The sequence below is a fragment of the Rhodospirillaceae bacterium genome, assembly GCA_018662005.1.
Classification (GTDB): Bacteria; Pseudomonadota; Alphaproteobacteria; order Rhodospirillales; family JABHCV01; genus JACNJU01.
Genome location: JABJHA010000012.1, coordinates 43,417 through 69,223 on the forward strand (window position 1 = coordinate 43,417; position 25,807 = coordinate 69,223).

Sequence of the window (25,807 nt, forward strand, 5' to 3'; positions counted from 1 at the left end):
CTCACTCAGCCGCAATCCGTTTGCGACCCTTCCTTTTTGCCGCAAGGCGGCGGATTTCATCGACAATATCTTCAACATGCATCGGTGTGCCGGGCACCCGGTTAAGCCTGGTCACCGCCCGGCCTGTCGTTCCGGTTAATAAATTGGCGAACTGCCCCTCATAATTCAATTCAGGAACCAACACTTCTGTGGCGTCTGAAAGAAGCGCGTTGATCGGCTCCATTGGTAACGGTGAGAGCAAAACCACCTTCATGGCGGCGCAACGGATACCTTCGTCACGGGCGATAATCATCGCTTCCAGAATTTCGCCGAAAGTTGAACCCCATCCGATGATCGCGACATCGACCTTGCCCTTGTCACCAAAGCGTTTTGACATGGTGATACCGGGATGACGGACCACACTATTCAGCTTTTCATGGCGCTTCGCGCTCATCGCCTCGTGAGCATGATCGTTGGGACGCCCGTTTTCATCATGTTCCAGGCCGGTCACCGCATGGCGTCGCCCCTTGTCACCGGGGACGGCGCGCGGACTGATAAAGTCCCTGGTCAATGCGTAGCGATGATAGGGCTGGTTTTTACCTAATTTGCCAACCGGCTTTGAACAATTGGCCGCGAACGGATTCTTTGCCGGAAGCGCCACCGCCTCATAACGGTTGGAAAGATACAGGTCGAGTAACACGATAACCGGGGTCTGGTAGCGCTCGGCAATCTCAAAAGCCTTGCCGGCACACTTGTAACAACCTTCAACATTAGTTGGGGCGAGGACAATGCGCTGACCGTCTCCGGCTGCGCCGAAGACGGCGATATTAAGATCCGATTGTTCCGTCTTGGTCGGCATCCCGGTACTGGGACCGCCACGTTGGGAAACAAAAATCACCACCGGCACTTCCGCCATGGTTCCTAGGCCCATCATTTCGGACATCAGCGCAAAGCCCGGACCCGATGTCGCCGTTGCCGCCCGGACCCCCGTATAACCCGCACCGATAGCCGCTGAGATAGCCGAAATTTCATCTTCAGTTTGCAGCATCCGCTTGCCCTGTTTTGGCAAATCAACGGCGAGGCGTTCCATGATCGTCGTCGCCGGGGTAATCGGGTAACCGAAGAACGTATCCAGCCCTGCGTCCATGCAGCCCTTGGCGACAGCGCCATTGCCGCTCATCATCACGAGTTCGCCGTGCTTGGCCTTCTTCTGCGGCGGTTTTAGAACTCCTTCGTCCAAGCGGAAGGTGTTTTGACCAACCTCAAAAGCAGTGTCAAAAGTTTGAATGCTCATCTTGGTTAAGGCGGCGGGCTTGGTTTTGAATTTATCAGAAATAACGTTGTAGAAAACCTCCCGGGGCATCCCGTAAAGGCCAGCCAGATATCCAACGGCGGCGATATTGCGCGAACGCGCCGAACTGGTCACCCGCTCGGACAATTCACGAAACGGAACCCCGTAAGGCAAATGCGAAGATGATAGATGGCCCGAAATATGACCGCCTTCCGGGACCATGGAAACCGGCATGTCTTCATAGATAACGGCGCCGTAATCCTTGACCTCGCCAACATGGGGAATGGCGTGAGAATCATCCAGGGAAATCAATACATCGGACTGTGGCTTTAACGAGAACACTTGTTCCGAGGTCACTCTGACGCGCGAGATACACTTGCCAAAGCCCCTGATTTCCGGCGGATAAACGTCAAAAGCAATAACCTTGTAACCGGCCCGCGCCATCGCCCGCTTGACCATATCGCCGGCCGCGATGGTGCCGTCACCGGCGGAACCGCAAATGGCGATCTGAAGATCAGTCGCTTTTTTCCCGTTTCTTGGCATTACCTGTACATCCAGTAAGGCGAGTCAATTTCACCCTGCTTGTTGATATAAAGATGGTCGTCCTGATAGGTACTGATCTTCTTTTTACCGCCGGTCATATTAATGCCTGCAATATTTCCCATTTCCTTAATGTGGTGCCAGCCGTAGTAAAACAGATAGGAATTTTCTTCCGGCGACCAGATCTGACAAACGTCACCAGCCGCCCAGATGCTGTCGTTGGTGGTTTTCAATTCAGGGTTAACCAGCAAGCCACGTTCGATATCGACATTGGCGCCAATCATGAAGTTAAGCGAGGGCATCAAGCCACAGAAAGGCATCACCGCGTCGCCATCAATACCGCCGCCGCCGCCAAAAACAACCCGGCGGGCAGGCTTGCCCTTGGTTCCCTTCCTGATGGCCGTCACTTTTTTACCCAGCACAACATTAACGCCCATGGCTTCAAGAACGGCGACGAACTTGTCTTCCTTTTTCTCACCGACTTCATGGGGCCAGAACAATTGCTCGCCAGCGACCAGCGTGACCTCGTGACCGACAGCGACAAGGGTGCGTGCCAGATCAAGGCCGGTCATATCCCCGCCAAGCATGATAACGTGGCCTTTTCCGGGCAGCGCCTGACGCATCTTGACGGCGTCTTCGTAACTTCCAAGGCCGTTCATCAACGGGCGAAATTCTCTTAAACCCTCTGGCAAATATCCACCGCCGCCACTGGCCACCAGCAACTTGTCGTAGGACACCTCTTCTTTATGCCTGAGCAGAACTTTCTTGTTTTTTGCATCCACATGATCGACCCAGCTGTTGCGCCGAACAGTGATGGCGTTGTCGTCATAGAATTCCGGCGGATGGGCCAAAAGCTCACGCCAGCTATCAACGCCATCAAATACCCGCGGCAATTCATAACGACTGATGAAGGGCAGTTTGGAGCCGGTAATCTGGGTGATGGTGCATTTTGGATCGCGCTTTCGGATGGTCAGCGCTGCTTCGCTGCCCGCCCCGCCAGAACCGATGATGACGAAATGAGAATGGCTGCTCATGATTTCGCCTTCCCACCTGGGGATTTTTTCGTCTTACTGCTTTCAGAAACGTCCTGAAAATAAATTTCATTCTTGGTAATGGAAATACACTTGGTCGGACAGACCATGAAGCACGCGCCGCAGCGGATACATTCATTATTATCGACCCAGATCGCGCCGACCTTGTCCCATTCGTTGGCTTCCTGAAGGTCGCCGTATGTACCGTCCGTGTTGATATCGACGCCTTCGACCAGCTTGATGCAATCGCGTGGTGCGACTTCGATGCAGGCACGGCAATAGATGCAGTTATCAACATCGATTTCATACTTGTGGTAGCAAAGATAACAGCGCTTGGCTTCCTCAAAAGCTTCTTCAAGTTCCATGCCCTTTTCGACTTCCGACGTCAGGTCCTTGCCACGGTCTTGCAGTTTTGAGGTTGGCATTTCCTGCCTTGGAATGAAGTCATAGGCGCGTTCACGCAAAGGCTCATCAACACTTTCAATCTTGACGACTTCCTTGCGGCGCTCGTAGCCCATCAACCAGGCATCCATCTTCAAAGCAATTTCACGGCCGTGGCCAACGGCTTCGACAACTGTTGATGCGCCACCGACAAAATCACCGGCGGCAAACAAGCCATCGGCAGTGGTCATACCGTGCTCGTTGATTTTGACGTTGCCCCAGTCATCCAGGCCCAGTTTGACATCGATGTAATCGTTGACGGTCGTTTGGCCGATGGCGACCAGCAAGGTGTCGCAAGCCAATTCAAATTGTGAGCCTTCAATGGCGATCGCCTGTCGGCGACCGTTTTTGCGCCAACCGCCAAGCCTGTTCTGAACGAACCTGACACCGCGCAAGGAACCATCAGGATTAGTGATCAGGCCGGTGGGGGTGCGAAGACCATGGATTTCAACCCCTTCACGCTTGGCCTCAAAAATTTCCTCTTTGGCGACCGGGATATATTCTTCGGTCGTGCGCAAATGAATGGTCACCTCTTCGGCACCCAAACGGCGAGCAACCCGGGCGCAGTCCAAGGCCGTAAAACCGGCGCCAACAACAAACACCCGCTTGCCGACGGTTTTCTTCTGGCCGCGGTGCAGGTCCATCAGGAAATCAAGGCCGTACTCCACATTCGGGGTGGTCAGGACAGGGTCATCATCGCCTTTTTTCAGACCCTCAAGGGGTAGCGGGATCGCCGCCATGCAACCGGTCGCCAGCAGCACCGCGTCATGATGTTCTCGAAGCCAGGCAAGGGAGACATCTGTTTCACCATTGCCAACACCAATACCCGTCTGAATTTCCACACCCAGCCTGAGGGCGTTGCGCAGTTCGATATCCAACTCGTCGCGCGGCAATCTGAATTCGGGAATGCCGTATGACAACATGCCACCAGCCTTTTTCTCACGCTCGAATATCAGAATATCGTGACCAAGGGTCGACAGGTCATGGGCGGCGGCGATGCCCGCCGGGCCTGAACCAACAATGACGATACGCTTATGGGTCGGCGTAAACAGGCTTTCATTGATGCGATGCCCTGAAGACTTGAAGTCCGCGGCGACCCGCTTCAAATGACAAATTCCGACTGGCTCGCCGTTACCGGGCCAGCCATGACGGCAGGCATCTTCACAAGGCCTGGAACAAATGCGGCCAAGGGCACCGGGCAGAACATTGGCCATACGGTTTAGCTCGTAAGAGCGACCAAAGCGCTGTTCGGTAATCATCCGGATGTAGGCGGGAATATTTGTTCCGGCCGGGCAAGCCGTCTGACAGGGAACGTTTTCGCGGACCCATCCGACATCGCGCGGGTCCGTGGAAAAACGCACCGGGGTGACAACACGTTCACCGAAGGACTGGGATGAGGAAAAGGATTCCCCCTCTTCCAGGTAAACTTTACTGATCGGCTTATCGGGCACCGTTTAAGACTCTCCGTTCTTCCCACCCGCTTGCGACGCAATCTTAACCATAATTCCGATCAATTAGACATCACTATTTAGCATCAACCGCCTTATTTTCCCTCCAGTTCGCTTTTCAGCAATTCCAGCGTCAGCCATTGCTCTTCAATAGTGGCCAGTTCGCTTTCAGCATTTATCAACTTGTCCGCGCTGAGCTTGAAATTTTCCGGGTCAGTAGCAAAAAAAGACGGGTCCGCCATTTGCTGGTGCAATTTTTCAATTTCACCTTCAAGGGATTCGATTTGAGCCGGTAAATTTTCCAGCGCATATTTTTCCTTATAGGATAACTTGCGCTTTTGATCAGGATTGGAAGGCGTCACTTTTGATTTCGCGGACTTTGGCGATTGGGGCTGTTTTTCCACGCTGGGTTTAAATCCCTGCTGGATAATCATGTCACTGTAACCACCGGCATATTCCTGCCAGCGCCCCTGGCCTTCGGAAACGATCACCGAAGTGACAACCCGGTCGAGAAAATCTCGATCATGGCTAACCAACAGAACGGTCCCTGCATAATTGGCGAGCATTTCCTGCAACAGGTCGAGGGTTTCAAGATCAAGATCGTTGGTCGGTTCATCGAGCACCAGAAGATTCGATTCGCGGGCAAAGGCGCGGGCCAGCATCAGTCGTCCACGCTCACCGCCCGATAAGGCATTGATCGGTGTCTTCACCTGATTGGGGGTAAACAGGAAGTCCTTCATGTAGCTCACCACATGCCGGGGCTTGCCACCGACGATCACATTATCGCCACTACCGCCGGTCAGGGCGTCGCCCAGGGTCCACTCCGGATCAAGGCTTTCGCGACGCTGATCCAGCGTTACCATTTCAAGATTAACGCCTAGACGCATGGTTCCCTGATCGGGTTCCAGCACACCTGTCAGCATATTGAGCATCGTCGTCTTACCCGCCCCGTTGGGGCCGACCAGACCGATTCGGTCGCCGCGCTGAATTCGGGTCGAGAATTGATCAATAATCGTCACGCCATCATAAGATTTGGTCAGACCCTTTGCTTCGCCGACCAGCTTGCCCGAAACCTCGCCCTCGCTCACCGTCATTTTGACGGAGGCTGTAATCTGGCGCTGGTTGCGACGTTGCTCGCGAAGATCATGAAGGGCCCGAAGACGACCCTGGTTGCGTTTGCGGCGGGCCGAAACGCCGTGTACCAGCCAGTGGTTTTCAGCGACGAGCTTGCGATCAAGTTTATGGCGGTCCAATTTTTCCTGCTCGATGATATCATCCCGCCAGGATTCAAAATCAGCAAATCCCTTATCAAGCCTTTTGGCCCCGCCCTGGCTAAGCCACACCGTCGCCTTTGACAGGTTCTCAAGAAAGCGCCGGTCATGGCTGATCAAAACCAGCGCCGAGCGAATCGATTTGAGCTCGTTTTCAAGCCATTCAATGGCCGGAAGGTCCAGATGGTTGGTCGGTTCATCAAGCAGCAAAATATCGGGTTCGGGGGCGAGCACGCGGGCCAGGGCTGCACGGCGTGCCTCGCCGCCTGACAAGGTCTTTGGATCTTCGCTGCCGTCCAATCCCAGTTGTTCGAGCAGATAACGGCCCCGGTAGGGATCATCGTTGGGCCCCATCCCCGCTTCCACATATGCGCCGGTTGTTGCGAAACCCTGCAGGTCCGGCTCCTGAGGCAGGTAGCGAACGTGGGTGCCAGGCTGCTGAAAGACCTCACCGTGATCGGCTTCGATGAAGCCTGCGGCGATTTTAAGCAATGTCGATTTTCCCGAGCCATTGCGGCCGACCAGGCACAATCTGTCGCGGGCAGAAACAGACAATTCCGCCCCTTCCAGCAAGGGAATGCCGCCGAAGGTCAGGTCGATATCACGCAATATCAGGATCGGTGGGGCCATGGGGGCGCTTTTACAGGCGCATTCCGCTCAGGACAAGGGGGAGGGTCTATTTACCGGGGAAATGCAGGCACCATTAAGGGCGGATATTTGTTCGTGCTCTGGCAATAGGTTTCGCGGCCGTCAGTATATTTAATTCACTCTCACAACCATCTTGCCGAAGCTCTTGCCAAGAAGAACGTCATTGAGTGCAGCCGGTGCATTTTCCAAACCCTCGACCACCTGCTCCTTATAATGCACCTTGTCTTCAGCCAGCCACTCCGACATATCATCGACAAAATCGCTGTAGGTACTCTTCGGAAAACTGTCGAAGATGATGAACCCTTGCACCTTCACTTTCATACGCAAGATGGTGCCCATGATGGCAGGACCGAAATCCAGGCCTTCGGGCAGGCCTGTGAGATTGTACCAGGAGACAACACCGCAAACAGGCATCCGGGCAAAGGGGTTCAAAAGCGGCAGAACCGCATAAAGTACTTTGCCACCGACATTTTCGAAATAGACGTCAATGCCTTCAGGGCAGAAGGCTTTGAGTTGCTCTACGAAGTCGTCGGTTTTGTGATCAATACAGGCGTCGAATCCGAGATTTTTGACAACATGTGCACATTTTTCAGCGCCGCCTGCGATGCCGACCACACGGCAGCCTTTGATCTTAGCTATTTGTCCGACAGTGGCGCCAACCGGGCCAGAAGCCGCGGCAACAACTACGGTCTCGCCGGGTTTTGGCTCTCCGATTTGCAGCAAACCCGCGTAGGCCGTGTATCCAGGCATTCCCAGAATACCAAGAGACCATGATGGGTTTTTCGGATCTTTCCCGAGGTTCATGACCTCCGTTCCATCTGAAATCGCATAATCCTGCCAACCACTTCCCGATAAGACAAAATCACCCGGCTCAAAGCCATCAATGTTTGAGGATACGACCTCGGCGACGACCTGTCCTGTCATCACTTCACCGATCTTCACCGGTTCCGCATATGATTTAGCATCATTCATCCGACCGCGCATATAAGGGTCAATTGAAAGATAAACCGTGCGCAAGAGCATCTCGCCCGCACCAACCTGCGGTATGCTGGCCTCTTCAAGACGAAGCGTATTCTCGTTCGGTATACCTTTGGGGCGTTCCGCGAGGACTACCCGACGATTGGTATTTGATGATTGTGGCATGGCAAGCTCCGAGGGATTATTTATGAGAATGTAGTTCTCTTTGCCTGGATTAAAAAGTCTCAATGTGACGACGACGGCAACGCCGAACGATGACGAAACCGCAAAACGAACCTTTTCCTAGATCGTTTGGATCAAGCCAAGAGCCCATTGAACTTGACAAATTGACCCCAAAGATGTGGTGTGCGCCCCGAAACCGGATTTCACACAAGGCAGACTTGAGAGACCATGAACGCTTACCGAACACATACCTGCGAACAGCTGCGAAAAGACAACATCGGCGAGGAGGTCACCGTATCGGGGTGGGTGCATCGAAAACGCGATCACGGCAACCTGTTGTTCCTTGATCTGCGCGATCATTACGGCATCACCCAGTGCGTGCTGGAATCGGATTCGGGCGTCTTTCCCATGGTCGACAAGGTGTCCCAGGAAAGTGTCGTATCGGTCACCGGCAAGGTCACCGAAAGGACTGCCGAGACAATCAATACCGGCCTTCCGACCGGCGAGGTGGAAGTCTATATCAGTGAATTCAAGGTTCTCTCTGCGGCCGATGAATTACCCATGCCCGTCTTTGGCGAGCAGGATTATCCGGAAGATACCCGCCTTCGCTACCGTTTTCTGGACCTGCGCCGCACGACCCTGCACAACAACATGATGCTGCGTTCCAGGGTCATGTCATCTGTTCGCAAAAGCATGGAAAAGCTGGGCTTTTTCGAGCATCAAACACCAATCCTGACATCGTCCTCGCCGGAAGGTGCGCGCGACTTTCTGGTCCCCAGTCGCCTCAATCCGGGGCATTTCTACGCCCTGCCCCAGGCCCCGCAAATCTTTAAACAGCTGATTATGGTCGCTGGCTTCGATCGCTACTTCCAGATCGCACCCTGTTTTCGCGACGAAGACCCGCGCGCCGACCGCAGTCCCGGTGAGTTCTATCAGCTGGACGTAGAAATGTCGTTTGTCGAACAGGAAGATGTCTTAAGCGCCATCGAGCCTGTTAGTCATGCCCTGTTTGCCGACAATTCGGACAAGGCGGTAACCCCGATGCCGTTCCCGCGGCTGACATTCGCCGAAACCATGCTCAAATACGGCACCGATAAGCCGGATCTGCGAATCGACATCGAAATTTCGGAAGTCGGCGAGGTTTTTGCCGGTTCCGATTTTCAGGTGTTCTCATCGGTGGTCGAAAAAGGCGGCGTTGTGCGGGCCATTCCAGCCCCCGGTGCGGCGTCTCAACCGCGCAGCTTCTTCGACAAGATGAACGGCTGGGCCCAGGACGAGGGCGCACCCGGCATGGGCTGGATTTCCTTCACCGAAGAGGGCGAAGCAAAAGGGCCGATCGCCAAGCGCCTTGGTGAGGAACGTTTGGGTAAATTGAAAGAACTGGCGGGTTTAAGCGATGGCGACGGTGTTTTCTTCGCCAGCGGACCTGCTGGTGAGGCCGCCGCTCTGGCTGGCAAAGCCCGCGTCCACGTTGGCGAAAAACTGGACATGGTCGATGACAGTCGTTTCGAGATGGTCTGGGTCATCGATTACCCGATGTACGAATGGGACGAGATCGAAGACCGGCTCGATTTCTCACACAATCCGTTCTCAATGCCGCAGGGGGGTCTCACGTCCCTGGACAACGAGGACAAGCTGGAAATTCTCGGCTACCAGTATGATCTGGTCTGCAACGGTATCGAACTTGGCAGCGGCGCGATCCGTAACCACGAACCTGAAACCATGTTCAAGGCATTCGAGTTGGTCGGCTATTCGCGGCAGGAAGTGGAAACCAAATTCGGCGGCTTGCTCAGGGCCTTCCATTTTGGCGCACCGCCACATGGTGGCATCGCCCTTGGCCTGGATCGCATCGTCATGTTGCTTCTTGATGAAGCCAACATTCGTGAAGTCATTATGTTCCCGCTTAATCAGCAAGCCCAAGACCCCTTGCTTGGTGCCCCTTCATTGATAGATGATGCGCGCTATAAAGAACTGCACTTAAGTTTCAAGGCGCCAAAAAAGATTAAGTCATAAGTGGTGAGACTCTAGGCCATGACATCCGCTTCCAAAGATAGTGACCCAACCGACCCGAGCCCGCGCATTGGCATTATCGGTGTCGGCGGTGCTGGCGGCAACGCCATCAACAACATGATCCGGGCTGATCTGGCCGGGGTCAATTACCTTGCCGCCAATACGGACGCCCAGGCGTTGGCGGCTTCCCTTGCCAGTCATTCCCTGCAATTAGGGGCAGGACTGACCAGTGGCTTAGGCTCGGGCGCGCAAGTCGAAATCGGCCGTGCCGCAGCTGAGGAATCCGTCGAGGACATCAAAAAATGGGTCTCACAATGTGACCTGTTATTCATTGCCGCAGGCATGGGCGGCGGCACCGGAACCGGCGCCGCCCCGGTTATTGCCGACATCGCCCGCGACCAGCAAGCCTTGAGCGTTGGCGTTGTCACCCTGCCCTTTGACTTTGAAGGCCCACAGCGTATGCGGACCGCTACCCAAGGTATGATCGAGCTTGAAAAACTGGTCGACACCCTGATCGTGATCCCCAATCAGAACCTGTTTGCCATCGCCAATGCATCGACCACATTCGCGAACGCTTTCGTTATGGCCGACGAAGTTCTGCACGACGCCATTCGCGGCATTACCGACCTGATTGTCCTGCCCGGCCTGATTAATCTTGATTTTGCCGATGTCCGCTCTGTCATTACCAAGACCGGACGCGCCATGATGGGAACAGGCGAGGCATCAGGCGAAGGCCGCGCCATCAACGCAGCCGAGGCCGCCATTGCCAATCCGCTGCTCGATATCGTTTCCATCAAAGGAGCCGAAGGCCTTTTGATCAACGTGACCGGCGGCACCGATATGACGCTTTTTGAAATTGACGAGGCGGCGAACCGCATTCGCAGCGAAGTCGGCGGTGATAGCTTAATTATCTTCGGCAGCGCTTTCGACCCCGCCCTTGATGGCAAATTGCGGGTTTCCGTCGTCGCCACCGGACTTCAGGGGCCGCAAAGCAACAGTCGCCCGGTATCGCCCGAACCCGAACCCGAGCCTGAGCCCGAACCAACTCCGGAACCGCAGCCCGAAGCCTTCGCACCACCAGCCATCGAACCGGCCATGGCGGCAGTCATGGAAGCGGTCATGGAACACGCCAGTGAAGAGCCGGAACAGGAAACGACGGTCGCTCCTGAAGCTGAGGGGAATTCCGACTCTCATCCGATACCGGCACCGACCGTGCCGCGGCCCGAAAACGAACCTGCCGCCGCCGCACCCGCCATCAATGAGACGGAAAGCCCAACCCCGGAGCCAAAACCCGAACCTGAAGAAGTGCCCGCAATGACAGACGAGCCTTCTAAAAAGGAAAAAACCAAATTCGGCTGGGCCGGAAGAATCTTCCGCTCTTAAAACACCCCGGCATGGGTGATGGTTAGCAAACCCAGTCCGGTTGTGAAAAGTCCCAAGACAGCACTGAGGCCGTTATAGGCCCAGGTCATTGAACCGGCGACGTAACGCATGGGAACGGCGATAACCGCGCTCAAGACAGCCATGCCGATCATCGACCCAGCCCCGAACAGGACGATGTAGACAATCCTTGTCGATACCGGTTCCAGGGTTTGCATGGTCAACAACACCAATGCTGCCGATCCGGCCAGGCCGTGCATCATGCCGACGGCCAGGGCGCGCGCCGGCATACCCTTAAAGTGCTCGTGGCGGTGGCGTGCCGGATCATGGATTTTCTCACCCTGATGGGAATGGGCATGGATGTGGGCGTTGCCGTCTTCATGCCTGTGGACATGAAAATGAATGCGTTTGCGGATCAGTCGGTAGAGCACATCAGCGCCCAAACCGACCAGCATGAGCCCGACCAGGGCTTCCAGAATTTGGGCATAGGCCTGGGGTATGCTGGTGTTGAGCACGACAATCACAGCACCGAAAGCAAGCAGGGTCAGGGTATGGCCCAGCCCCCACATAACCCCCAGCGGCACCGCTTGACGGAAAGTTTTGACCCGCGTCGCCAGAACGGCTACGGCGGCAACATGGTCGGCCTCCAGCGCATGACGCATGCCGAGCAGAAAACCAAGAAACAAAATGCCGCTCATAAAATTACCGACCCTGAGAAGGAATTGATTGAAGCGTCCGTCGATATCACGAACGTGAAGGCACTGCAATGGACTCTAGTAATCAGGCAAAACCTTATGAATAACCCCTGCGCTGAGAAGTTCTTCGCTCGTCGGAAACCAGATATCGGCGTGATCGGTTGTGAAGACCTTGTTCAGGAACTCGGGGGCGATATTTTGCTGCCTGTAGAATTCCAGATCGGTTTTTTGTTCCGCCTTGCGGTCGATGTAGGCGGCCCTGAACTTGCTGTCCAGATAGAATTGATGGAATCCCAACTTGCCCTGGGCACCAAGGTTCCGCACCACCCCGGCAATAAAGGACGTCGTGCAGGCGGATTTGCATTCCTTGAACACATAAGTATTGAGGCCGTGTTTCCTGATCAATCGGGCGACACCCCGCCCCTCGGTAACGCGGCCGCCGTTGCTGCTGAGCACAACACCCTCAACCTCCGGATTTTGTTCCAGAAGCAGGTCCAGTTGCTGGGTGATGCCAATTTTGAAATCCCCTTGCAAATGAATGCGGCGCTTGTCAGCGCTTAACTCCAGGGTGAAGTCGTCAAGATCGATGGTGTCCTGGAGTTTGGGATTAAGGGGTGGCCCATTCGGGTCCGTAAACAGCGACTGAAAGGCACCGAAAATATAAAGAACGCTGATAAACAGACTGACGGCAATGCCCAACTGGGCCAACAGCACCATCATGTATGATCCCCGCTCGCTTACGAAACGTTCACCGGCCCGGATCACCCCGATGATTTGCCAGGCATAAACGATCAGCTGGAAAACAATAAAAAAGAGGATGGTGGCGATGGCCGAAGCGGTCGATTGTTCGGTAAACGGCGGGTGGGTGAAACCTTCAAGATAGGTAATGAGGATTCTTAGGCCCACCAGGTTGACCCAGAAAGACCACGCCAGTGATTGTTTACCCTGCCAATGGGAGCGGATGTATTGCATCTGTTTCTTATAGCAAGAGTATTTGTTCTTCGGGTCAGTTTTCTATAGGTTCCCGCCTCATGAAAGTTGATGACTTCGATTTTGAACTGCCGCCACAGTTTATCGCCCAAAGACCGGTAAGCCCGCGTCACCGGGCGCGGCTTCTTGTCGCCGAAAATCTGGTCGACAATATTATGGCCGAACTGCCGGCATTTCTGGAAAAAGGTGATCTTCTGGTTTTCAACGACACGCGTGTTATCCCGGCCCGTCTGAAGGGCAAGCGCGGCGACGGCGGTGTGGAAGTTACCCTGCACATGCAGATGAGCGCCGACAGTTGGAAGGTTTTCGCAAAACCGGCAAAAAAGTTACAGCTTGATAACATCATTGAGTTTGCCGAAGGATTTACAGCCCAGGTCGTTGGTAAAGGCCCAGGCGGAGAGGTGACGCTACACTTCAGTCTTTCCGGCGCGCACCTGATGTCCGCACTCGAAGCCCATGGCGGAATGCCGCTTCCACCATATATCAAACGGGAAAACATGGCTGATGAGCGCGACAAAGTGGATTATCAGACCTTGTTCGCCAACCACAAGGGCGCTGTCGCCGCCCCCACTGCAGGCCTGCATTTCACCCCACAATTGATGCAAACACTTGCTGACAAAGGCATCAACCATACCAAAGTCACCTTGCATGTGGGGGCAGGAACATTTCTGCCGGTCAAAGTCGATGACACCGAAGACCACGTCATGCACGCCGAATGGGGCGAAATCAGTGAGCAAGCCGCCGCGACCATTAACGCCGCCAAAGCCGGTGGAGGCAAAGTTGTCGCCATCGGCACGACCTCACTGAGATTGCTGGAATCCGCAACTGGCGAGGACGGCACCGTGCGTCCATTCAGCGACAAAACCGATATCTTCATCACCCCCGGTTATCGCTTTCGACTGGTCGATACATTGCTGACAAACTTCCATTTGCCACGCTCGACACTGTTTATGCTGGTTTCGGCTTTCGCTGGACTGCAAACAATGAAAAATATTTATAAAGTGGCCATGGACCGGGGCTACCGTTTCTATTCTTATGGCGATGGCTGCCTGCTTAAAAAGGACGATCAAGCGTGAACGGTACGGAATTCAAGATTCTGGGGAAAGACGGCAAGGCCCGACTGGGCCGCGTCGAAACCGCCCATGGTGGTTTCGATACCCCGGCCTTTATGCCGGTCGGCACGGCGGCGACGGTCAAGGCCATGCGTCCGGAATCTGTGGCCGAAACCGGGGCTCAGATCATCCTCGCCAACACCTATCATCTGATGCTCAGGCCGGGCGCCGAGCGCATCGAAAAACTTGGCGGCCTTCATGAATTTATGAACTGGCAGGGGCCGATCCTGACTGATTCGGGCGGCTTTCAGGTGATGTCATTGGCAGACCTTCGCAAGATGAGCGAGAAGGGTGTCACCTTTCGCTCCCACATCGATGGCTCCAAACACGAGCTGACACCGGAACGCTCCATGGATATCCAGCGTATGCTGGACGCCGACGTCACCATGGCTTTCGATGAATGCACCCCGTTCCCGGCGACGCCCGAACAGGCCGAAGAATCCATGCAACTTTCCATGCGCTGGGCCGAACGCTCCAAAGAAGCCTTCATCGAACGTCAGGGTTATGGCCTGTTCGGCATCGTCCAGGGCGGCGTCTATAAGGACTTTCGCGAACAATCCGCCGATGCCCTGAAAACCATAGGCTTTGATGGTTACGCTATCGGCGGCCTGGCCGTTGGCGAAGGGCAGGAGGTGATGTTCGATGTTCTCGACTATACGCCGGGCTTCTTGCCAACGGACAAACCACGTTATCTGATGGGTGTCGGAAAGCCTGATGATCTGGTTGGCGCGGTTATGCGGGGCGTCGATATGTTCGATTGCGTGCTGCCGACCCGTTCCGGTCGCACCTCGCAGGCCTTCACCCGCCGGGGCACGGTCAATTTGCGCAACGCCCGCCACAGCGACGATAAGCGCCCCCTTGATGAACACTGTGCCTGCCCCGCCTGTAAGGATTACAGCCGCGCCTACTTGCACCATCTTGTAAAAATTGGCGAAATACTGGGCGCTATGCTTTTGACATGGCATAACCTGCACTATTATCAGGAATTGATGGCAGGCATACGCAACGCCATCGCTGCGGGTGATCTTGAAGCTTTCACCGCTGACTTTGCAAAACAGCAAGCCCGTGGTGATATAGAGCAATTGTAGGAATCGATCATGGCTGAAAATATATACGACAACCTGAGTCAACTGGACGGCGCTGGCGAGACCCCGGCATCTCCGGAAGAAGCCATCCTGGAAACGGTCCCCAACCCGCAAGCGAAAGAGGATTATCTGGTTCGTTTCAGCTGTCCGGAATTCACGTCCGTTTGTCCGGTTACCGGCCAGCCGGATTTTGCCCATCTGGTCATCGATTACGCGCCGGATGGACTTTTGGTCGAAAGCAAATCCCTGAAACTGTATTTGGGGTCATTTCGCAATCATGGCGCTTTTCACGAAGACTGCACCGTCGCCATCGCCAAGAAAATAACCCAGGCTACGGAACCAAAATGGCTGCGCATCGGCGGCTACTGGTATCCCCGGGGCGGCATCCCCATCGATGTCTTTTATCAAACCGGCGAAAAACCCGAAGGATTATGGGTTCCCGATCAGGGTGTGCCGGGTTATCGCGGAAGAGGTTAAAATAAATGAGCGCCTACACACTTTATATCGGCAACAAAAACTATTCTTCGTGGTCGCTTAGGCCATGGCTGGCGATGAAAGTCGCCGGAATCCCGTTCGAGGAAAAACTGATTTTACTGTTCGATGATGACTGGAAGGCGAATATCGCCAAAGTCTCGCCATCGGCCCGGGTGCCGGTGCTTGTCGATGGCGGGCAGACAATTTGGGAAACCATGGCGATCCTGGAATACCTGGCCGAGCGCCATCCGGATAAAGGACTGTGGCCTGAAGGTCGTGAGGCCCGCGCCATGGCGCGCTCTGTATCAAATGAAATGCACGCAGGTTTTACGGCCCTGCGGGGCAACATGCCCATGAATATCCGCAAATCCCATCCCGGCAAGGGCATGGGCGAAGGGGTCGCCGAAGACATCGCCCGTGTGTCAGAAATCTGGAACGATTGCCGTAAGCGCTTTGGCGCGGACGGGCCATTTCTGTTCGGTAAATTCTGTAATGCCGACGCCATGTTCGCGCCGGTGGTCAGCCGCCTGACCACTTTTGCCGTCGAATTGGACGCGGTATCGGCAGCCTACCGGGACGCGGTGCAGGCGTTGCCTGAAATGATTGAATGGTCAGATGCCGGTCGGGCAGAACCCTGGACCGTGTCTGAAGACGAGATCGACTAGAGCCGATCACACTTAAACGGAATCATTACTTGATTCAGTTTAAGTGTGTGAATCGGCTCGCTGTTTAAAAAATCGATCAGTTTTTCACGTTTCGTTCAAACTAAACGTGAACTGATCTAGACGAGAGCTTGTTCGCGCTTGCGGATCATCCACCAGACAAGAAACGCCCCGAGCAACTTGGAGAGGGTCATCGCGGCAATGCCGACTGGGCTTAACAGACCCAGGATGCCTAAGAACACAGCACTGTCGACGGGCGCGCCAAGCAGGCTGGAAAACAGTATGCGTTGAGACAGGGGCCGCTTGGTAAAACTGTATACGGCCCAATCTACCAGTTCACTGACCAGGAAAGCTGCGGCACTGGCGGTGGCGACAAACGGATCGGCCATAAAATAACTGATCACCAAACCGACCAGCATCGCCAACAAAACCTTGTGGCCAATTTCACGCTGGGCAAAATCACGGACGACAAAAATAAAACCGACAGCCAACGCAACGGGTGGCCACATGGTGCCGTCAGGAAGCTCAACCAGCGGCACAACGCTAAAGGCATAGTTGACGGCGACGATCAGGGAGATGTACAGGGCGGTAAATTTATAATGCATTTTAAGTCGTTTTCCATGTGACGTATCAAGTTGGGGCGGGTAGATATCATAGATATGATCTGTTCTGCAACACTGCCAAAATAACCGGGTTGCACCAAATTTGCCGTGTTAAATATGGTTTTTGCGAAAGAACGCCATGAGTATTGAATTTTTTCTGACGTCAATCATCGTTATTCTGCTGCCCGGAACAGGCGTTCTTTATACTCTGGCCATTGGCCTTGGTCAGGGTTTCCGGCCAAGCATTGCCGCCGCGTTTGGTTGCACTTTGGGAATACTGCCCGCCGCAACGGCCAGTATCGTTGGTCTGGCTGCCATTTTTCACGCCAGCGCCATTGCCTTCCAATTCGTCAAATATCTTGGTGTGGCTTATCTTTTTTACATGGCTTGGAACATCATACGCGATAAAGGGTTACTGGATGTCTCCGAAGAACGAACCATAACGTCACTCAGGCGCATTATTACCAATGGCATGTTGATCAACATCCTCAATCCCAAGTTATCGTTATTTTTTCTGGCCTTCCTGCCGCAATTTGTTTCCGTAGGGTCAGAAAACGCCACACCAAATCTGATTTTCCTTGCCGCTGTTTTTATGCTGCTGACGTTCGTCGTCTTCGTTGGTTACGGTGCCTGTGCAGCCCTTGCCAGGGATTACATTATTTCCCGTCCAGCCGTCATGAAATGGTTGAAGCGTTGCTTCGCCGGGGCGTTCTGTTTTCTTGGCCTTAAACTGGCGCTTTTTGAAAGCTAGCTATTTATGGATTTGAAAAAATCTATCCGTGAAAAGGCGCTGCAGGCTGGTTTCGATATCGTGGGCTTTGCCTCAGCAGATACCGACAGCCGGCTAGCCACTGATCTGGGCCGATATCTGGATCAAGGTCGCCACGGCAACATGGCCTGGATGGCCCGGAACACGGATCGCAGGACATCGCCAAAAGGCTTATGGCCTGAGGTGCGCTCGGTCATCGCCCTGGGAATGAACTACGCGCCCGTCAACGCCCCCTCCGATGCCTTAAAGCGGGGCGACCGGGGCAATATCAGTGTCTATGCACGGGGCAAAGACTACCACGATCTGGTCAAGAAACGCCTGAAACAGATTGGTCGCTGGCTGGTCGATACCCAGGATTGCGAGATAAAAGTCTTCGTCGATACCGCGCCGGTGATGGAAAAACCGATAGCCCAAAAGGCCGGGATTGGCTGGCAAGGCAAACATACCAATCTGGTTTCACCCGACCTTGGATCGTGGTTTTTTCTGGGTGAAATCTACACCACACTAAATCTTGATCCCGACAAACCAACACCCGACCAATGCGGCACCTGCACCCGTTGTCTGGACGCCTGTCCGACCGATGCGCTTTCCGTGCCCTACCAGATCGACCCCCGGTCCTGCATTTCCTACCTGACCATCGAGCACAAAGAAGCCATAGACGAAGACCTGGCAAGCGCCATGGGTAACCGCATCTACGGTTGCGATGATTGTCTGGACGCCTGCCCCTGGAACAAGTTTTCATCACCCAGTCTGGAGCCGGCCTTTTTCCCAAGGGTGGAGTTGAGCGCCCCCAGATTATCGGATTTGTCAAAACTGGACGATACAGGCTTTCGTGAGTTTTTTTCCGGATCACCCATCAAACGTACCGGCCACGAACGTTTTATCCGCAATGTTCTGATCGCCATTGCCAACAGCGGTGATCAATCCCTGATAAAGGATGTGAGCTCAAGAATTGATGATCCATCCACGATTATTGCCGATACGGCCCGATGGGCACTGTCCAAGCTCGAAAAAACGCACTAGTCTACGCTGTAGGGGAAGAAAAAATTATGGCCACTCTTTCAGCAAGTGAATTGCGGACCATCAAGCGCGCACCGCTATTGATGAACCTTCCCGACGGGGTTCTGGATCAATTGTTGGAACAATCCCATGTCGTTGATTACCCGCAAAACAAGCTGCTTTTCCTGCGCGGCGACCCGGCTGATCATATCTATCTGCTGCTTGATGGCTGGGTAAAAATTTTCCGCGACACAGCCGATGGCGAACAAACCGTTATCGGCATTCTCAAACCCGGCGAAACAGTTGCCGAAGCCGCTATTTTTCTGGGCAGGGATTATCCTGCCAGTGCCGAAGTGGTCAGCCAAGCCCGCCTTTTGGAAATTCCATCGGACGCTTTTTTGAACCTGATCCGCGAAGATGGCGAGGTCGGCATCCGCATGCTCGGCACCCTGTCCCAGCGTCTGCGTAGCCTGGTTTTGCATATCGAGCAAATTCAAGCGCGCTCGACACCCCAACGGCTGGGTGAATTCCTGCTCGGTCTGTGCAGTGAAAAAGAAGGTTCTGTCACCATTGATCTTCCGTACGATAAATCACTGGTCGCGGCGCGCCTGGGCATGAAACCCGAAAGCCTGTCGCGGGCGTTGGCCAAACTGCGTTTATACGGGGTCACCACCAACGGCCACAAAATTGAACTGAGCGATATCGTCAAACTCAGGGAATTCTGTATTAGCGGCGAGTAACTAAATTCGTGTCCTGGTCAGAATTGGCCAGTAGACAATGACAAAAACCGTATATCCCCCGGCCCACAACAATCCTGCAACGCTGATCAGGTAACTTAAACTGTCACCGGGCAACTGTTCGGGGACGATGGCGACAAGAACCCGCAGCAAAGCGCCAACAATAACCATAATGTAAGCAGCCACAATCGGCGCCCCAACCTTTAGCTCTCGCCCTGAATGGCCAAGGGAAACCCGGGTCATCATTCCCAGAACCATGGTTCCCATAGCGCCCGCCGTTAGCGCGTGCAGCCCGGCGTCGCGTTCCAACCCATCGCTAAAGTGAGCTGCCGCCATTAAGCCCAAGCCAACGGCCAGCCACAAATGCCCGACGTGCAGAACCCAGACAAGCGGGTCATCCAGAATCAACATCGTCTTCCAGCGCACCATTCGCATAAGCAAGGCAAGGGCTGCCACCGCCGCCACAACGCCCGCACCCGGAAGGTCAAAAAGATCGAATGCTGCGGCCAGGATCAGACTGACGATGACAACCCCGGTAACATGGCCCGGGGTTTGCGTATCAACATCTATTTGCTGGCGGCGCAGGGCATTTGCAGTAAAACCGGGAATCACCCGGCCACTAATCAGGGTGACCAGCAGGACAACCACGTAAATGCCCAGGTTAAGTCCAAAACCGGCTGAGTCCGATAAAACCTGCATCGCCTCCAAATGCATCATGACGTTGGCCCCGAACAGCACGAAAAGGATGACCAGAACAATGTAGTTGCGCCTCATTTTATGGGCGAGCAGCCTTTTGCCAATATAAAGCGCCAACACAGGAATCATTGCCAGATCAACAACGGCGACAAAAACCGGCCCTGCCGGTCCGCCAAGCCACATGGCAAGACGGCCGGCGAGCCAGATCAACACCAGCAAGCCCAACTGCCAACCCCTGAACGGTCCGGTGCGGGTCCAGTTGGGCACCGCCGTCAGCAAAAATCCGGCGGCGGCGGCGATAACCAAGCCGAAGATCATTTCGTGGCCATGCCAATAAGACGGGGCGAATTCACCGGGTGTCGCGCCGTAACCCGTATAAGCCAGCACCCAGGCCAGAACCGGAACCACGCCTGACAGGCCGGCAAAGATAAAGAACGGCCTGAAGCCGGCGCTTAAAACAGCGCTGGTGTCGGCACCTTCGGGTTGGTCGTGCTCATTTATGGGAATTGGGGTGTTCATCTATTTTATTTGCGCCTTTTTTTGGCCCCTTTTAAATCATTGAATGGCACCATATTCAATCACCATCAAGGCCACCTTGATGATGATCAAAAGCCCGTCGCTTGACGAGACAGGGTGTCCTGTGGTCACGTCACGGCAACGAAAAACTATTATTGAGATAACCTTATGCATACGCGTCTTTTCATAGCCGCCTTGTTTGGCGTCATTTTGCTACTAACCGCCACCCCCGGTCAGGCAGCCGAAACGCAAAAAGAACCCGGTCATGTGTTTCGCGATTGTGATATCTGTCCTGAAATGGTGGTCATACCCGCAGGTTCTTTCACCATGGGCAGCGACGGACGCCACAAGTTCGAGCGCCCGTCCCGCAAGGTGACCATTGCCAAACCCTTCGCCATGGGAGTTTACGAAGTCACCTTTGATGAATGGCAAAGCTGTTTTGACGAGGGTGGTTGCCCGCGTATCCCCGATGATCACAAATGGGGCCGTGGACGTCGCCCGATAATGAATATTACCTGGTTTGAAACCCAGCCCTTTGTCGAATGGCTGAGCAAGAAAACAGGCCAAACATACAGACTGCCTTCGGAAGCCGAATGGGAATATGCGGCCCGCGCCGGCACCACCACGGAATTCTGGTGGGGGGACGAGGTTGGTGAAAACCTGGCCAACTGTCGTGATTGCAAAAGCAAGTGGAGCAAGAAGGGTTCGGCCCCCGTAGGCTCGTTCGCGGCCAATCCGTTTGGCCTGTACGACGTTCACGGTAATGAGTGGGAATGGATGGAAGATTGCTGGAACCCTGATCAGAAAGGCGCCCCCACTGACGGATCGGCCCGCTTTGACGGCCAGTGCCAATACCGGGTCATGCGATCGGGTTCGTGGTATTACTTTTCAAAGAATATTCGCTCGGCCTGGCGCTTCAAGAATGATGCCCGGGTCAAAAGCTATGGCATCGGTATGCGGGTTGTGCGCGAACTGCCTTAAAGTCCAGGTGTTATTTCTTGGTCTTGTCAGCACCCTTTAAATTATTGAGCTGCTTCTGCATGGCCTCAAGCTGAGCCAGCAGTTGTTCCATATTCTGTTCCGGATCGGCCTGCATTTCAGTTGCGGCTTTCGGGGCGGCCTTGCCGGCATCGTCCCCGGTTGCGCCCAGGAACGGCGTGAACATTTTCATCGCCCCCTCAAACAGGGCCATATTCTGTTTGCCCATTTCTTCAAATTGCTGAAACGGCATCAGTCCATCAAGAGCGTCACTCATGTAGTGGCGCATCTGTTCCTGATTACGGGCAAATGACCCCATTGAATGATCAAGATATTGCGGCACCAGTGACTGTAGGCTGTCACCATAGAAACTGATCAAATGACGCAGGAAGTTTATGGGAAGTAAATTCTGCCCGCCCTTCGATTCTTCCTCGACGATTATATGGGTCAGCACCTGGCGAGTGATGTCATCACCTGACTTGGCGTCGAAGACGGCGAAGTCGGTTCCGTCCTTGACCATCTGCGACAGGTGGTCGAGGGTCACGTAGCTACTGGTGGCCGTATTATAAAGCCGCCGGTTGGCGTACTTCTTGATGGTGATCGGCTTTTCTTCATCAGTTGATTTTTTGGCCATGACCGGACTTCTTTTTCCTACAGTTTAACCCAATGTTCGCAATCGCGGGAGTGGATACACCTATGTATCATAGAACCTTTAGCGTGAAAATGCTGCAATGCAATGAAAAAAATGCTGCACTTGGCCAAATTGGCAAGCGGGCTTTCTCTGGCTTGGCAGCCGCGCTATAGTGACGGGTATTTAACGGGATCCTGAATGATGGCGCAAACACCTGATATTGATGAATTGGCGCGCCGTTATCTTGATCTTTGGCAGCAGCATCTTGGCGATCTTGCCGCCGATGACGGGATCGCCGAAACGTTGGCCAAAGCCATGGAATTAATGAATGGTTCGGCCACAGCCTTCGCCAATATGGCTCAGCAAACCGCTTCCCAGGCAGGAGAAACCAACCATGGCGGAGGAAAAAAAGAACCATCAGGGTCCGCGTCCGCTAGCCCTGCACTTAAGCATTCAGACAATGACCTGGATAAGCTCGCTGGCCGCATTGAAGAACTTGAACGACGGATCGCTGAACTTGAGTCCGCCCCTGGCGGCACAGGCAAGCGCGCTAAAGGACGATCTTCAGGGGGTAAATCCTGACGATTTCCGTGACGCCGTTGAACAACAAACCCGTCTTCGCCTTGCCCAATTTGCGGACGGTGTCAGCGACTACCGCAACTTCAAACGCTCAAGTCCTTTAAGCGAACCCCCGGTTATCTGGTCGGAAGGTTCAACCCGGCTGCTTGATTACGACCCGTCTTCAGAGGGTCAGCCGATATTGTTTGTACCATCGTTGGTCAACCGCGGTTACATCCTTGATCTTGATGAACGTCACAGCCTGCTACGTGACCTGACCCGCCGGGGCTTTCGTCCTTTGCTTGTCGATTGGGGGGCGCCGGGAACCATGGAAGCGGAATTTTCCTTAAATGACTATATCGACGGAAGGCTCGCCCGCGCCCTTCAGGCAGCCCATGATTTAAATGATCAGCCCGTCGCCGTGGCCGGATACTGTATGGGCGGTTTGCTGGCCCTGGGCTTGGCCGCAATCCGGCCTGAGCAAATATCAGCCCTTGTTTTGATGGCGACGCCGTGGGACTTCCACGCCATGGAGGCTGGCAAAACACGGATGCTTGGGGCGATGATACCGGCCATTGAAAACATGCTGAAGACGACACAAACCCTACCTGTCGATGTCCTGCAAGCGATGTTTGCCAGCCTTGACCCACAACAAAACGCCGTCAAGTTCAGGGCGTTTGCGGCCCTCAGCAAGGGCACCGCCCGGGCCAGGCTTTTCGTCGCCCTTGAAGACTGGCTCAACGATGGTGTCCCGCTGGCCGGACCAACGGCAATGGAATGCCTGAACGGCTGGTATGTTAAAAATGATCCGGGCTGCGGCGTCTGGAAAATTTCCGGAAAAACCATACGGCCTGAGCAGATAAAAATCCCGTCACTGGTTATCGTTCCCCTGGATGATCGTATCGTGCCGCCCCGGACGGCCTTACCCCTGGCCGATAAATTACCCCATTGCCAGTGCCTGAAAATCAAGGCCGGGCATATCGGCATGGTCGCTGGCTCCCGGGCCCGGGGCTCTTTGTACGCACCCCTTGCAAAATGGCTCGATAAAACCCTCGCCTGAACATGGTGCAGTGCAGCATTTTGGCCTTGCCACCTAATTGTGTGGCTTCTATAACCAATAAAGATACGTCTAACAAAAAGACTTGAAATCAAACGGAGGATATTTCCATGACCGAAGTCGTCATTGCCGGTGCCGTGCGTACACCCGTCGGTTCATTCAACGGATCTTTAAGTGCCCTTCCCGCCCACGAACTTGGCGCCATCGCCATTAGCGAGGCGCTCAGCCGGGCTAAAGTCGATCCGAAAGACGTCTCGGAAGTTATCCTTGGTCAGATTTTGTCGGCAGGAACCGGTCAGAACCCGGCCCGTCAGGCCGCTATCAGCGCCGGCATTCCTGTTGAAAGCACAGCTTATGGCATCAACCAGCTTTGTGGTTCCGGCCTGCGTACGGTAGCCCTGGGAAGCCAGGCGATCAAAACCGGAGATTCTGACATTGTCGTCGCCGGTGGTCAGGAAAGCATGAGCCAGTCACCCCATGTCATGCACCTGCGCAATGGCACCAAAATGGGTAACGCCGAACTGATCGACACGATGATCAAGGACGGTTTGTGGGATGCCTTCAACGGTTATCACATGGGCACAACGGCCGAAAACGTCGCCGAACAGTTCCAGTTGACCCGCGATGAACAGGACGCCTTTGCCGCAGCCTCTCAGAACAAGGCCGAAGCAGCCATGAACGCAGGGCGCTTCAAGGACGAAATTGTTCCCGTCACCATCAAGACCCGCAAGGGTGAGACTGTAGTCGACACGGATGAATACCCGAAAGCCGGAGTCACTGCCGAAGGTCTTGGCGGCTTACGCCCGGCCTTCTCAAAAGAAGGCACGGTTACCGCAGGCAATGCATCGGGCATCAATGACGGCGCCGCCGTCGTCGTCCTGATGAGCGCTGAGGAAGCCGAAAAGCGTGGCGTTGAACCGCTCGCCCGTATTGTTTCGTGGGCGACCGCTGGTGTTGACCCGTCGATCATGGGCACCGGACCAATCCCGGCCAGCCGTCAGGCGCTTGAAAAAGCCGGGTGGAGTGTTGACGACCTGGACCTGATTGAAGCAAACGAAGCCTTTGCCGCCCAAGCCTGCGCCGTCAACAAGGACCTGGGCTGGGATACGGACAATGTCAACGTCAACGGTGGGGCCATCGCACTGGGTCATCCGATTGGCGCTTCAGGCGCACGGGTGTTGGTTACCCTGCTGCACGAAATGCAAAAGCGCGATTCCAAGAAAGGTCTCGCCACACTTTGCATTGGCGGCGGCATGGGCATCGCCATGTGCGTTGAGCGTCCTTAAAACAGATAAAATCCTAGGGGGGAGATACATCATGACTCGTACTGCACTGGTCACCGGGGGAACGCGCGGCATTGGCCAAGCCGTATCGGTTGCTCTCAAGCAAGCAGGTTACAGCGTCGCCGCCAGTTACGCCGGTAACGATGAAGCAGCAGGCGCTTTCAAGGATGAAACCGGGATTCCCGTCTTCAAGTTCGACGTCGGCGATTTCGAAGCGTGTGCTGCGGCCATTAGCGCCATTGAAAACGAGTTGGGCCCTGTCGACATTCTGGTCAACAACGCCGGCATCACCCGCGACGGGATGCTTCACAAGATGTCGCTGGAGCAATGGAGTGCGGTTATCAACACCAACCTGAACGGCCTGTTCAACACCACCCGCAATGTCATTGAAGGTATGCGGGAGCGCAAGTTCGGGCGCATCATCAACATCAGCTCGATCAACGGTCAGAAGGGCCAGATGGGCCAGGCCAATTATTCCGCTGCCAAGGCAGGTGATATCGGCTTTACCAAGGCCGTCGCCCAGGAAAATGCCTTCAAGGGCATTACTGTTAACGCCATTGCACCGGGCTACATCGGCACCGAAATGGTGCGGGCCGTGCCACAAGATGTTCTCGACAGCAAAATCATCCCGCAGATTCCGGTTGGTCGTCTGGGTGAACCCGAAGAAATCGCCCGGTGTGTGCTATTTTTAGCCGCCGACGACGCAGGATTCATCACCGGTTCGACCCTGTCGGCAAACGGTGGTCAATACATGGCCTGAACCTGGGCCTGTTAAACGATTTTT

24 protein-coding genes are annotated in these 25,807 nt (G+C 54.6%); 14 read left to right on the forward strand and 10 right to left on the reverse strand.

Features of this window, described 5'->3' with window-relative positions:
* Position 1: 1 nt before the first annotated feature.
* The 5 genes from HOL66_06455 to HOL66_06475 all read right to left on the reverse strand — a co-directional run bounded on the left by HOL66_06455 (position 2) and on the right by HOL66_06475 (position 7,792).
* A complete protein-coding gene (locus HOL66_06455) occupies positions 2-1,813 on the reverse strand; it encodes a 2-oxoacid:acceptor oxidoreductase subunit alpha (protein MBT5243866.1) in 1,812 nt (603 codons plus the stop codon).
* On the reverse strand, positions 1,813-2,844 hold the full coding sequence (locus HOL66_06460) for an NAD(P)/FAD-dependent oxidoreductase (protein ID MBT5243867.1): 1,032 nt from the start codon (positions 2,842-2,844) through the stop codon (positions 1,813-1,815). The genes HOL66_06455 and HOL66_06460 overlap by 1 nt, the downstream gene beginning before the upstream one ends.
* On the reverse strand, positions 2,841-4,703 hold the full coding sequence (locus HOL66_06465; protein ID MBT5243868.1) for an FAD-dependent oxidoreductase: 1,863 nt from the start codon (positions 4,701-4,703) through the stop codon (positions 2,841-2,843). The genes HOL66_06460 and HOL66_06465 overlap by 4 nt, the downstream gene beginning before the upstream one ends.
* 122 nt (positions 4,704-4,825) lie before the next feature.
* Positions 4,826-6,631 (reverse strand): ATP-binding cassette domain-containing protein, encoded by a 1,806-nt coding sequence (locus HOL66_06470; protein ID MBT5243869.1) that lies wholly within the window; start codon positions 6,629-6,631, stop codon positions 4,826-4,828.
* Between the two features lie 129 nt (positions 6,632-6,760).
* A complete protein-coding gene (locus HOL66_06475; protein ID MBT5243870.1) occupies positions 6,761-7,792 on the reverse strand; it encodes an NADP-dependent oxidoreductase in 1,032 nt (343 codons plus the stop codon).
* A gap of 225 nt (positions 7,793-8,017) precedes the next feature.
* Between HOL66_06475 and aspS the strand changes: the two genes are divergently transcribed.
* A complete protein-coding gene (gene aspS / locus HOL66_06480) occupies positions 8,018-9,802 on the forward strand; it encodes an aspartate--tRNA ligase (protein MBT5243871.1) in 1,785 nt (594 codons plus the stop codon).
* An 18-nt stretch (positions 9,803-9,820) separates the two neighbouring features.
* Positions 9,821-11,182: a cell division protein FtsZ gene (ftsZ, locus tag HOL66_06485; protein ID MBT5243872.1), complete on the forward strand. Its 1,362-nt coding sequence runs from the start codon at positions 9,821-9,823 to the stop codon at positions 11,180-11,182.
* Here ftsZ and HOL66_06490 read toward each other — a convergent pair.
* Together HOL66_06490 and HOL66_06495 are read right to left on the reverse strand one after the other, a co-directional pair.
* Positions 11,179-11,877 carry an urease accessory protein gene (locus tag HOL66_06490; protein ID MBT5243873.1) on the reverse strand — a complete coding sequence of 233 codons (699 nt, stop codon included), beginning with the start codon at positions 11,875-11,877 and terminating at the stop codon, positions 11,179-11,181. The two genes, ftsZ and HOL66_06490, sit on opposite strands and share 4 nt — an antisense overlap.
* A gap of 75 nt (positions 11,878-11,952) precedes the next feature.
* On the reverse strand, positions 11,953-12,846 hold the full coding sequence (locus tag HOL66_06495) for a hypothetical protein (protein MBT5243874.1): 894 nt from the start codon (positions 12,844-12,846) through the stop codon (positions 11,953-11,955).
* Positions 12,847-12,905: 59 nt separating this feature from the next.
* Here HOL66_06495 and queA point away from each other — a divergent pair, with 59 nt between their 5' ends.
* From queA to HOL66_06515, 4 genes are read left to right on the forward strand one after another with little or no spacing between them, the layout of a single operon-like run.
* Entirely contained in the window at positions 12,906-13,940 is a 1,035-nt protein-coding gene (queA, locus tag HOL66_06500; GenBank protein MBT5243875.1) for a tRNA preQ1(34) S-adenosylmethionine ribosyltransferase-isomerase QueA, read from the forward strand.
* Positions 13,937-15,064: a tRNA guanosine(34) transglycosylase Tgt gene (tgt, locus tag HOL66_06505; GenBank protein MBT5243876.1), complete on the forward strand. Its 1,128-nt coding sequence runs from the start codon at positions 13,937-13,939 to the stop codon at positions 15,062-15,064. Before queA ends, tgt begins: the two co-directional genes overlap by 4 nt.
* A gap of 9 nt (positions 15,065-15,073) precedes the next feature.
* Positions 15,074-15,538, forward strand: a complete 465-nt coding sequence (gene queF / locus HOL66_06510; protein MBT5243877.1) for an NADPH-dependent 7-cyano-7-deazaguanine reductase QueF — start codon at positions 15,074-15,076, stop codon at positions 15,536-15,538.
* Between the two features lie 5 nt (positions 15,539-15,543).
* On the forward strand, positions 15,544-16,200 hold the full coding sequence (locus HOL66_06515; protein MBT5243878.1) for a glutathione S-transferase family protein: 657 nt from the start codon (positions 15,544-15,546) through the stop codon (positions 16,198-16,200).
* Positions 16,201-16,316: 116 nt separating this feature from the next.
* On the opposite strand, the gene HOL66_06520 is transcribed toward HOL66_06515, so the two are convergent.
* Positions 16,317-16,802 (reverse strand): hypothetical protein, encoded by a 486-nt coding sequence (locus tag HOL66_06520; GenBank protein ID MBT5243879.1) that lies wholly within the window; start codon positions 16,800-16,802, stop codon positions 16,317-16,319.
* 136 nt (positions 16,803-16,938) lie between these two features.
* Here HOL66_06520 and HOL66_06525 point away from each other — a divergent pair, with 136 nt between their 5' ends.
* From HOL66_06525 to HOL66_06535, 3 genes are read left to right on the forward strand one after another with little or no spacing between them, the layout of a single operon-like run.
* The gene (locus HOL66_06525) at positions 16,939-17,550 is read left to right on the forward strand and encodes a LysE family translocator (GenBank protein ID MBT5243880.1); all 612 of its coding nucleotides are present in this window, start codon (positions 16,939-16,941) and stop codon (positions 17,548-17,550) included.
* Between the two features lie 6 nt (positions 17,551-17,556).
* Positions 17,557-18,591: a tRNA epoxyqueuosine(34) reductase QueG gene (queG, locus tag HOL66_06530; GenBank protein ID MBT5243881.1), complete on the forward strand. Its 1,035-nt coding sequence runs from the start codon at positions 17,557-17,559 to the stop codon at positions 18,589-18,591.
* Between the two features lie 26 nt (positions 18,592-18,617).
* Entirely contained in the window at positions 18,618-19,307 is a 690-nt protein-coding gene (locus HOL66_06535; GenBank protein MBT5243882.1) for a cyclic nucleotide-binding domain-containing protein, read from the forward strand.
* Here the strand turns inward: HOL66_06535 and HOL66_06540 are convergent, their stop codons facing one another.
* Positions 19,308-20,519, reverse strand: a complete 1,212-nt coding sequence (locus HOL66_06540) for an NnrS family protein (protein ID MBT5243883.1) — start codon at positions 20,517-20,519, stop codon at positions 19,308-19,310.
* A gap of 165 nt (positions 20,520-20,684) precedes the next feature.
* On the opposite strand from HOL66_06540, the gene HOL66_06545 reads away from it, so the two are divergent.
* Positions 20,685-21,497 (forward strand): formylglycine-generating enzyme family protein, encoded by an 813-nt coding sequence (locus tag HOL66_06545; GenBank protein ID MBT5243884.1) that lies wholly within the window; start codon positions 20,685-20,687, stop codon positions 21,495-21,497.
* 10 nt (positions 21,498-21,507) lie between these two features.
* Here HOL66_06545 and phaR read toward each other — a convergent pair whose 3' ends face one another.
* The gene (gene phaR, locus HOL66_06550) at positions 21,508-22,128 is read right to left on the reverse strand and encodes a polyhydroxyalkanoate synthesis repressor PhaR (protein MBT5243885.1); all 621 of its coding nucleotides are present in this window, start codon (positions 22,126-22,128) and stop codon (positions 21,508-21,510) included.
* Between the two features lie 195 nt (positions 22,129-22,323).
* Between phaR and HOL66_06555 the strand changes: the two genes are divergently transcribed.
* The 4 genes from HOL66_06555 to phbB all read left to right on the forward strand — a co-directional run bounded on the left by HOL66_06555 (position 22,324) and on the right by phbB (position 25,783).
* A complete protein-coding gene (locus HOL66_06555; protein MBT5243886.1) occupies positions 22,324-22,707 on the forward strand; it encodes a hypothetical protein in 384 nt (127 codons plus the stop codon).
* Positions 22,643-23,743, forward strand: a complete 1,101-nt coding sequence (locus HOL66_06560) for an alpha/beta fold hydrolase (GenBank protein ID MBT5243887.1) — start codon at positions 22,643-22,645, stop codon at positions 23,741-23,743. The genes HOL66_06555 and HOL66_06560 overlap by 65 nt, the downstream gene beginning before the upstream one ends.
* Before the next feature lie 107 nt (positions 23,744-23,850).
* Positions 23,851-25,026, forward strand: coding sequence for an acetyl-CoA C-acetyltransferase (locus HOL66_06565; protein ID MBT5243888.1), 1,176 nt, complete (start codon positions 23,851-23,853; stop codon positions 25,024-25,026).
* A 31-nt stretch (positions 25,027-25,057) separates the two neighbouring features.
* The gene (gene phbB / locus HOL66_06570) at positions 25,058-25,783 is read left to right on the forward strand and encodes an acetoacetyl-CoA reductase (GenBank protein ID MBT5243889.1); all 726 of its coding nucleotides are present in this window, start codon (positions 25,058-25,060) and stop codon (positions 25,781-25,783) included.
* Positions 25,784-25,807: the final 24 nt, after the last annotated feature.

Coding starts and splice junctions, on each gene's coding strand:
- queG (MBT5243881.1), top strand. CDS start 17,557: ATGGATTTGAAAAAATCTATCCGTGAAAAGGCGCTGCAGGCTGGTTTC.
- phbB (MBT5243889.1), top strand. CDS start 25,058: ATGACTCGTACTGCACTGGTCACCGGGGGAACGCGCGGCATTGGCCAA.
- HOL66_06520 (MBT5243879.1), bottom strand. CDS start 16,802: ATGCATTATAAATTTACCGCCCTGTACATCTCCCTGATCGTCGCCGTC.
- HOL66_06475 (MBT5243870.1), bottom strand. CDS start 7,792: ATGCCACAATCATCAAATACCAATCGTCGGGTAGTCCTCGCGGAACGC.
- phaR (MBT5243885.1), bottom strand. CDS start 22,128: ATGGCCAAAAAATCAACTGATGAAGAAAAGCCGATCACCATCAAGAAG.
- aspS (MBT5243871.1), top strand. CDS start 8,018: ATGAACGCTTACCGAACACATACCTGCGAACAGCTGCGAAAAGACAAC.
- HOL66_06470 (MBT5243869.1), bottom strand. CDS start 6,631: ATGGCCCCACCGATCCTGATATTGCGTGATATCGACCTGACCTTCGGC.
- HOL66_06540 (MBT5243883.1), bottom strand. CDS start 20,519: ATGAACACCCCAATTCCCATAAATGAGCACGACCAACCCGAAGGTGCC.
- HOL66_06495 (MBT5243874.1), bottom strand. CDS start 12,846: ATGCAATACATCCGCTCCCATTGGCAGGGTAAACAATCACTGGCGTGG.
- HOL66_06545 (MBT5243884.1), top strand. CDS start 20,685: ATGCATACGCGTCTTTTCATAGCCGCCTTGTTTGGCGTCATTTTGCTA.
- HOL66_06565 (MBT5243888.1), top strand. CDS start 23,851: ATGACCGAAGTCGTCATTGCCGGTGCCGTGCGTACACCCGTCGGTTCA.
- HOL66_06490 (MBT5243873.1), bottom strand. CDS start 11,877: ATGAGCGGCATTTTGTTTCTTGGTTTTCTGCTCGGCATGCGTCATGCG.
- HOL66_06455 (MBT5243866.1), bottom strand. CDS start 1,813: ATGCCAAGAAACGGGAAAAAAGCGACTGATCTTCAGATCGCCATTTGC.
- queA (MBT5243875.1), top strand. CDS start 12,906: ATGAAAGTTGATGACTTCGATTTTGAACTGCCGCCACAGTTTATCGCC.
- HOL66_06460 (MBT5243867.1), bottom strand. CDS start 2,844: ATGAGCAGCCATTCTCATTTCGTCATCATCGGTTCTGGCGGGGCGGGC.
- queF (MBT5243877.1), top strand. CDS start 15,074: ATGGCTGAAAATATATACGACAACCTGAGTCAACTGGACGGCGCTGGC.
- HOL66_06525 (MBT5243880.1), top strand. CDS start 16,939: ATGAGTATTGAATTTTTTCTGACGTCAATCATCGTTATTCTGCTGCCC.
- HOL66_06555 (MBT5243886.1), top strand. CDS start 22,324: ATGATGGCGCAAACACCTGATATTGATGAATTGGCGCGCCGTTATCTT.
- ftsZ (MBT5243872.1), top strand. CDS start 9,821: ATGACATCCGCTTCCAAAGATAGTGACCCAACCGACCCGAGCCCGCGC.
- HOL66_06515 (MBT5243878.1), top strand. CDS start 15,544: ATGAGCGCCTACACACTTTATATCGGCAACAAAAACTATTCTTCGTGG.
- HOL66_06535 (MBT5243882.1), top strand. CDS start 18,618: ATGGCCACTCTTTCAGCAAGTGAATTGCGGACCATCAAGCGCGCACCG.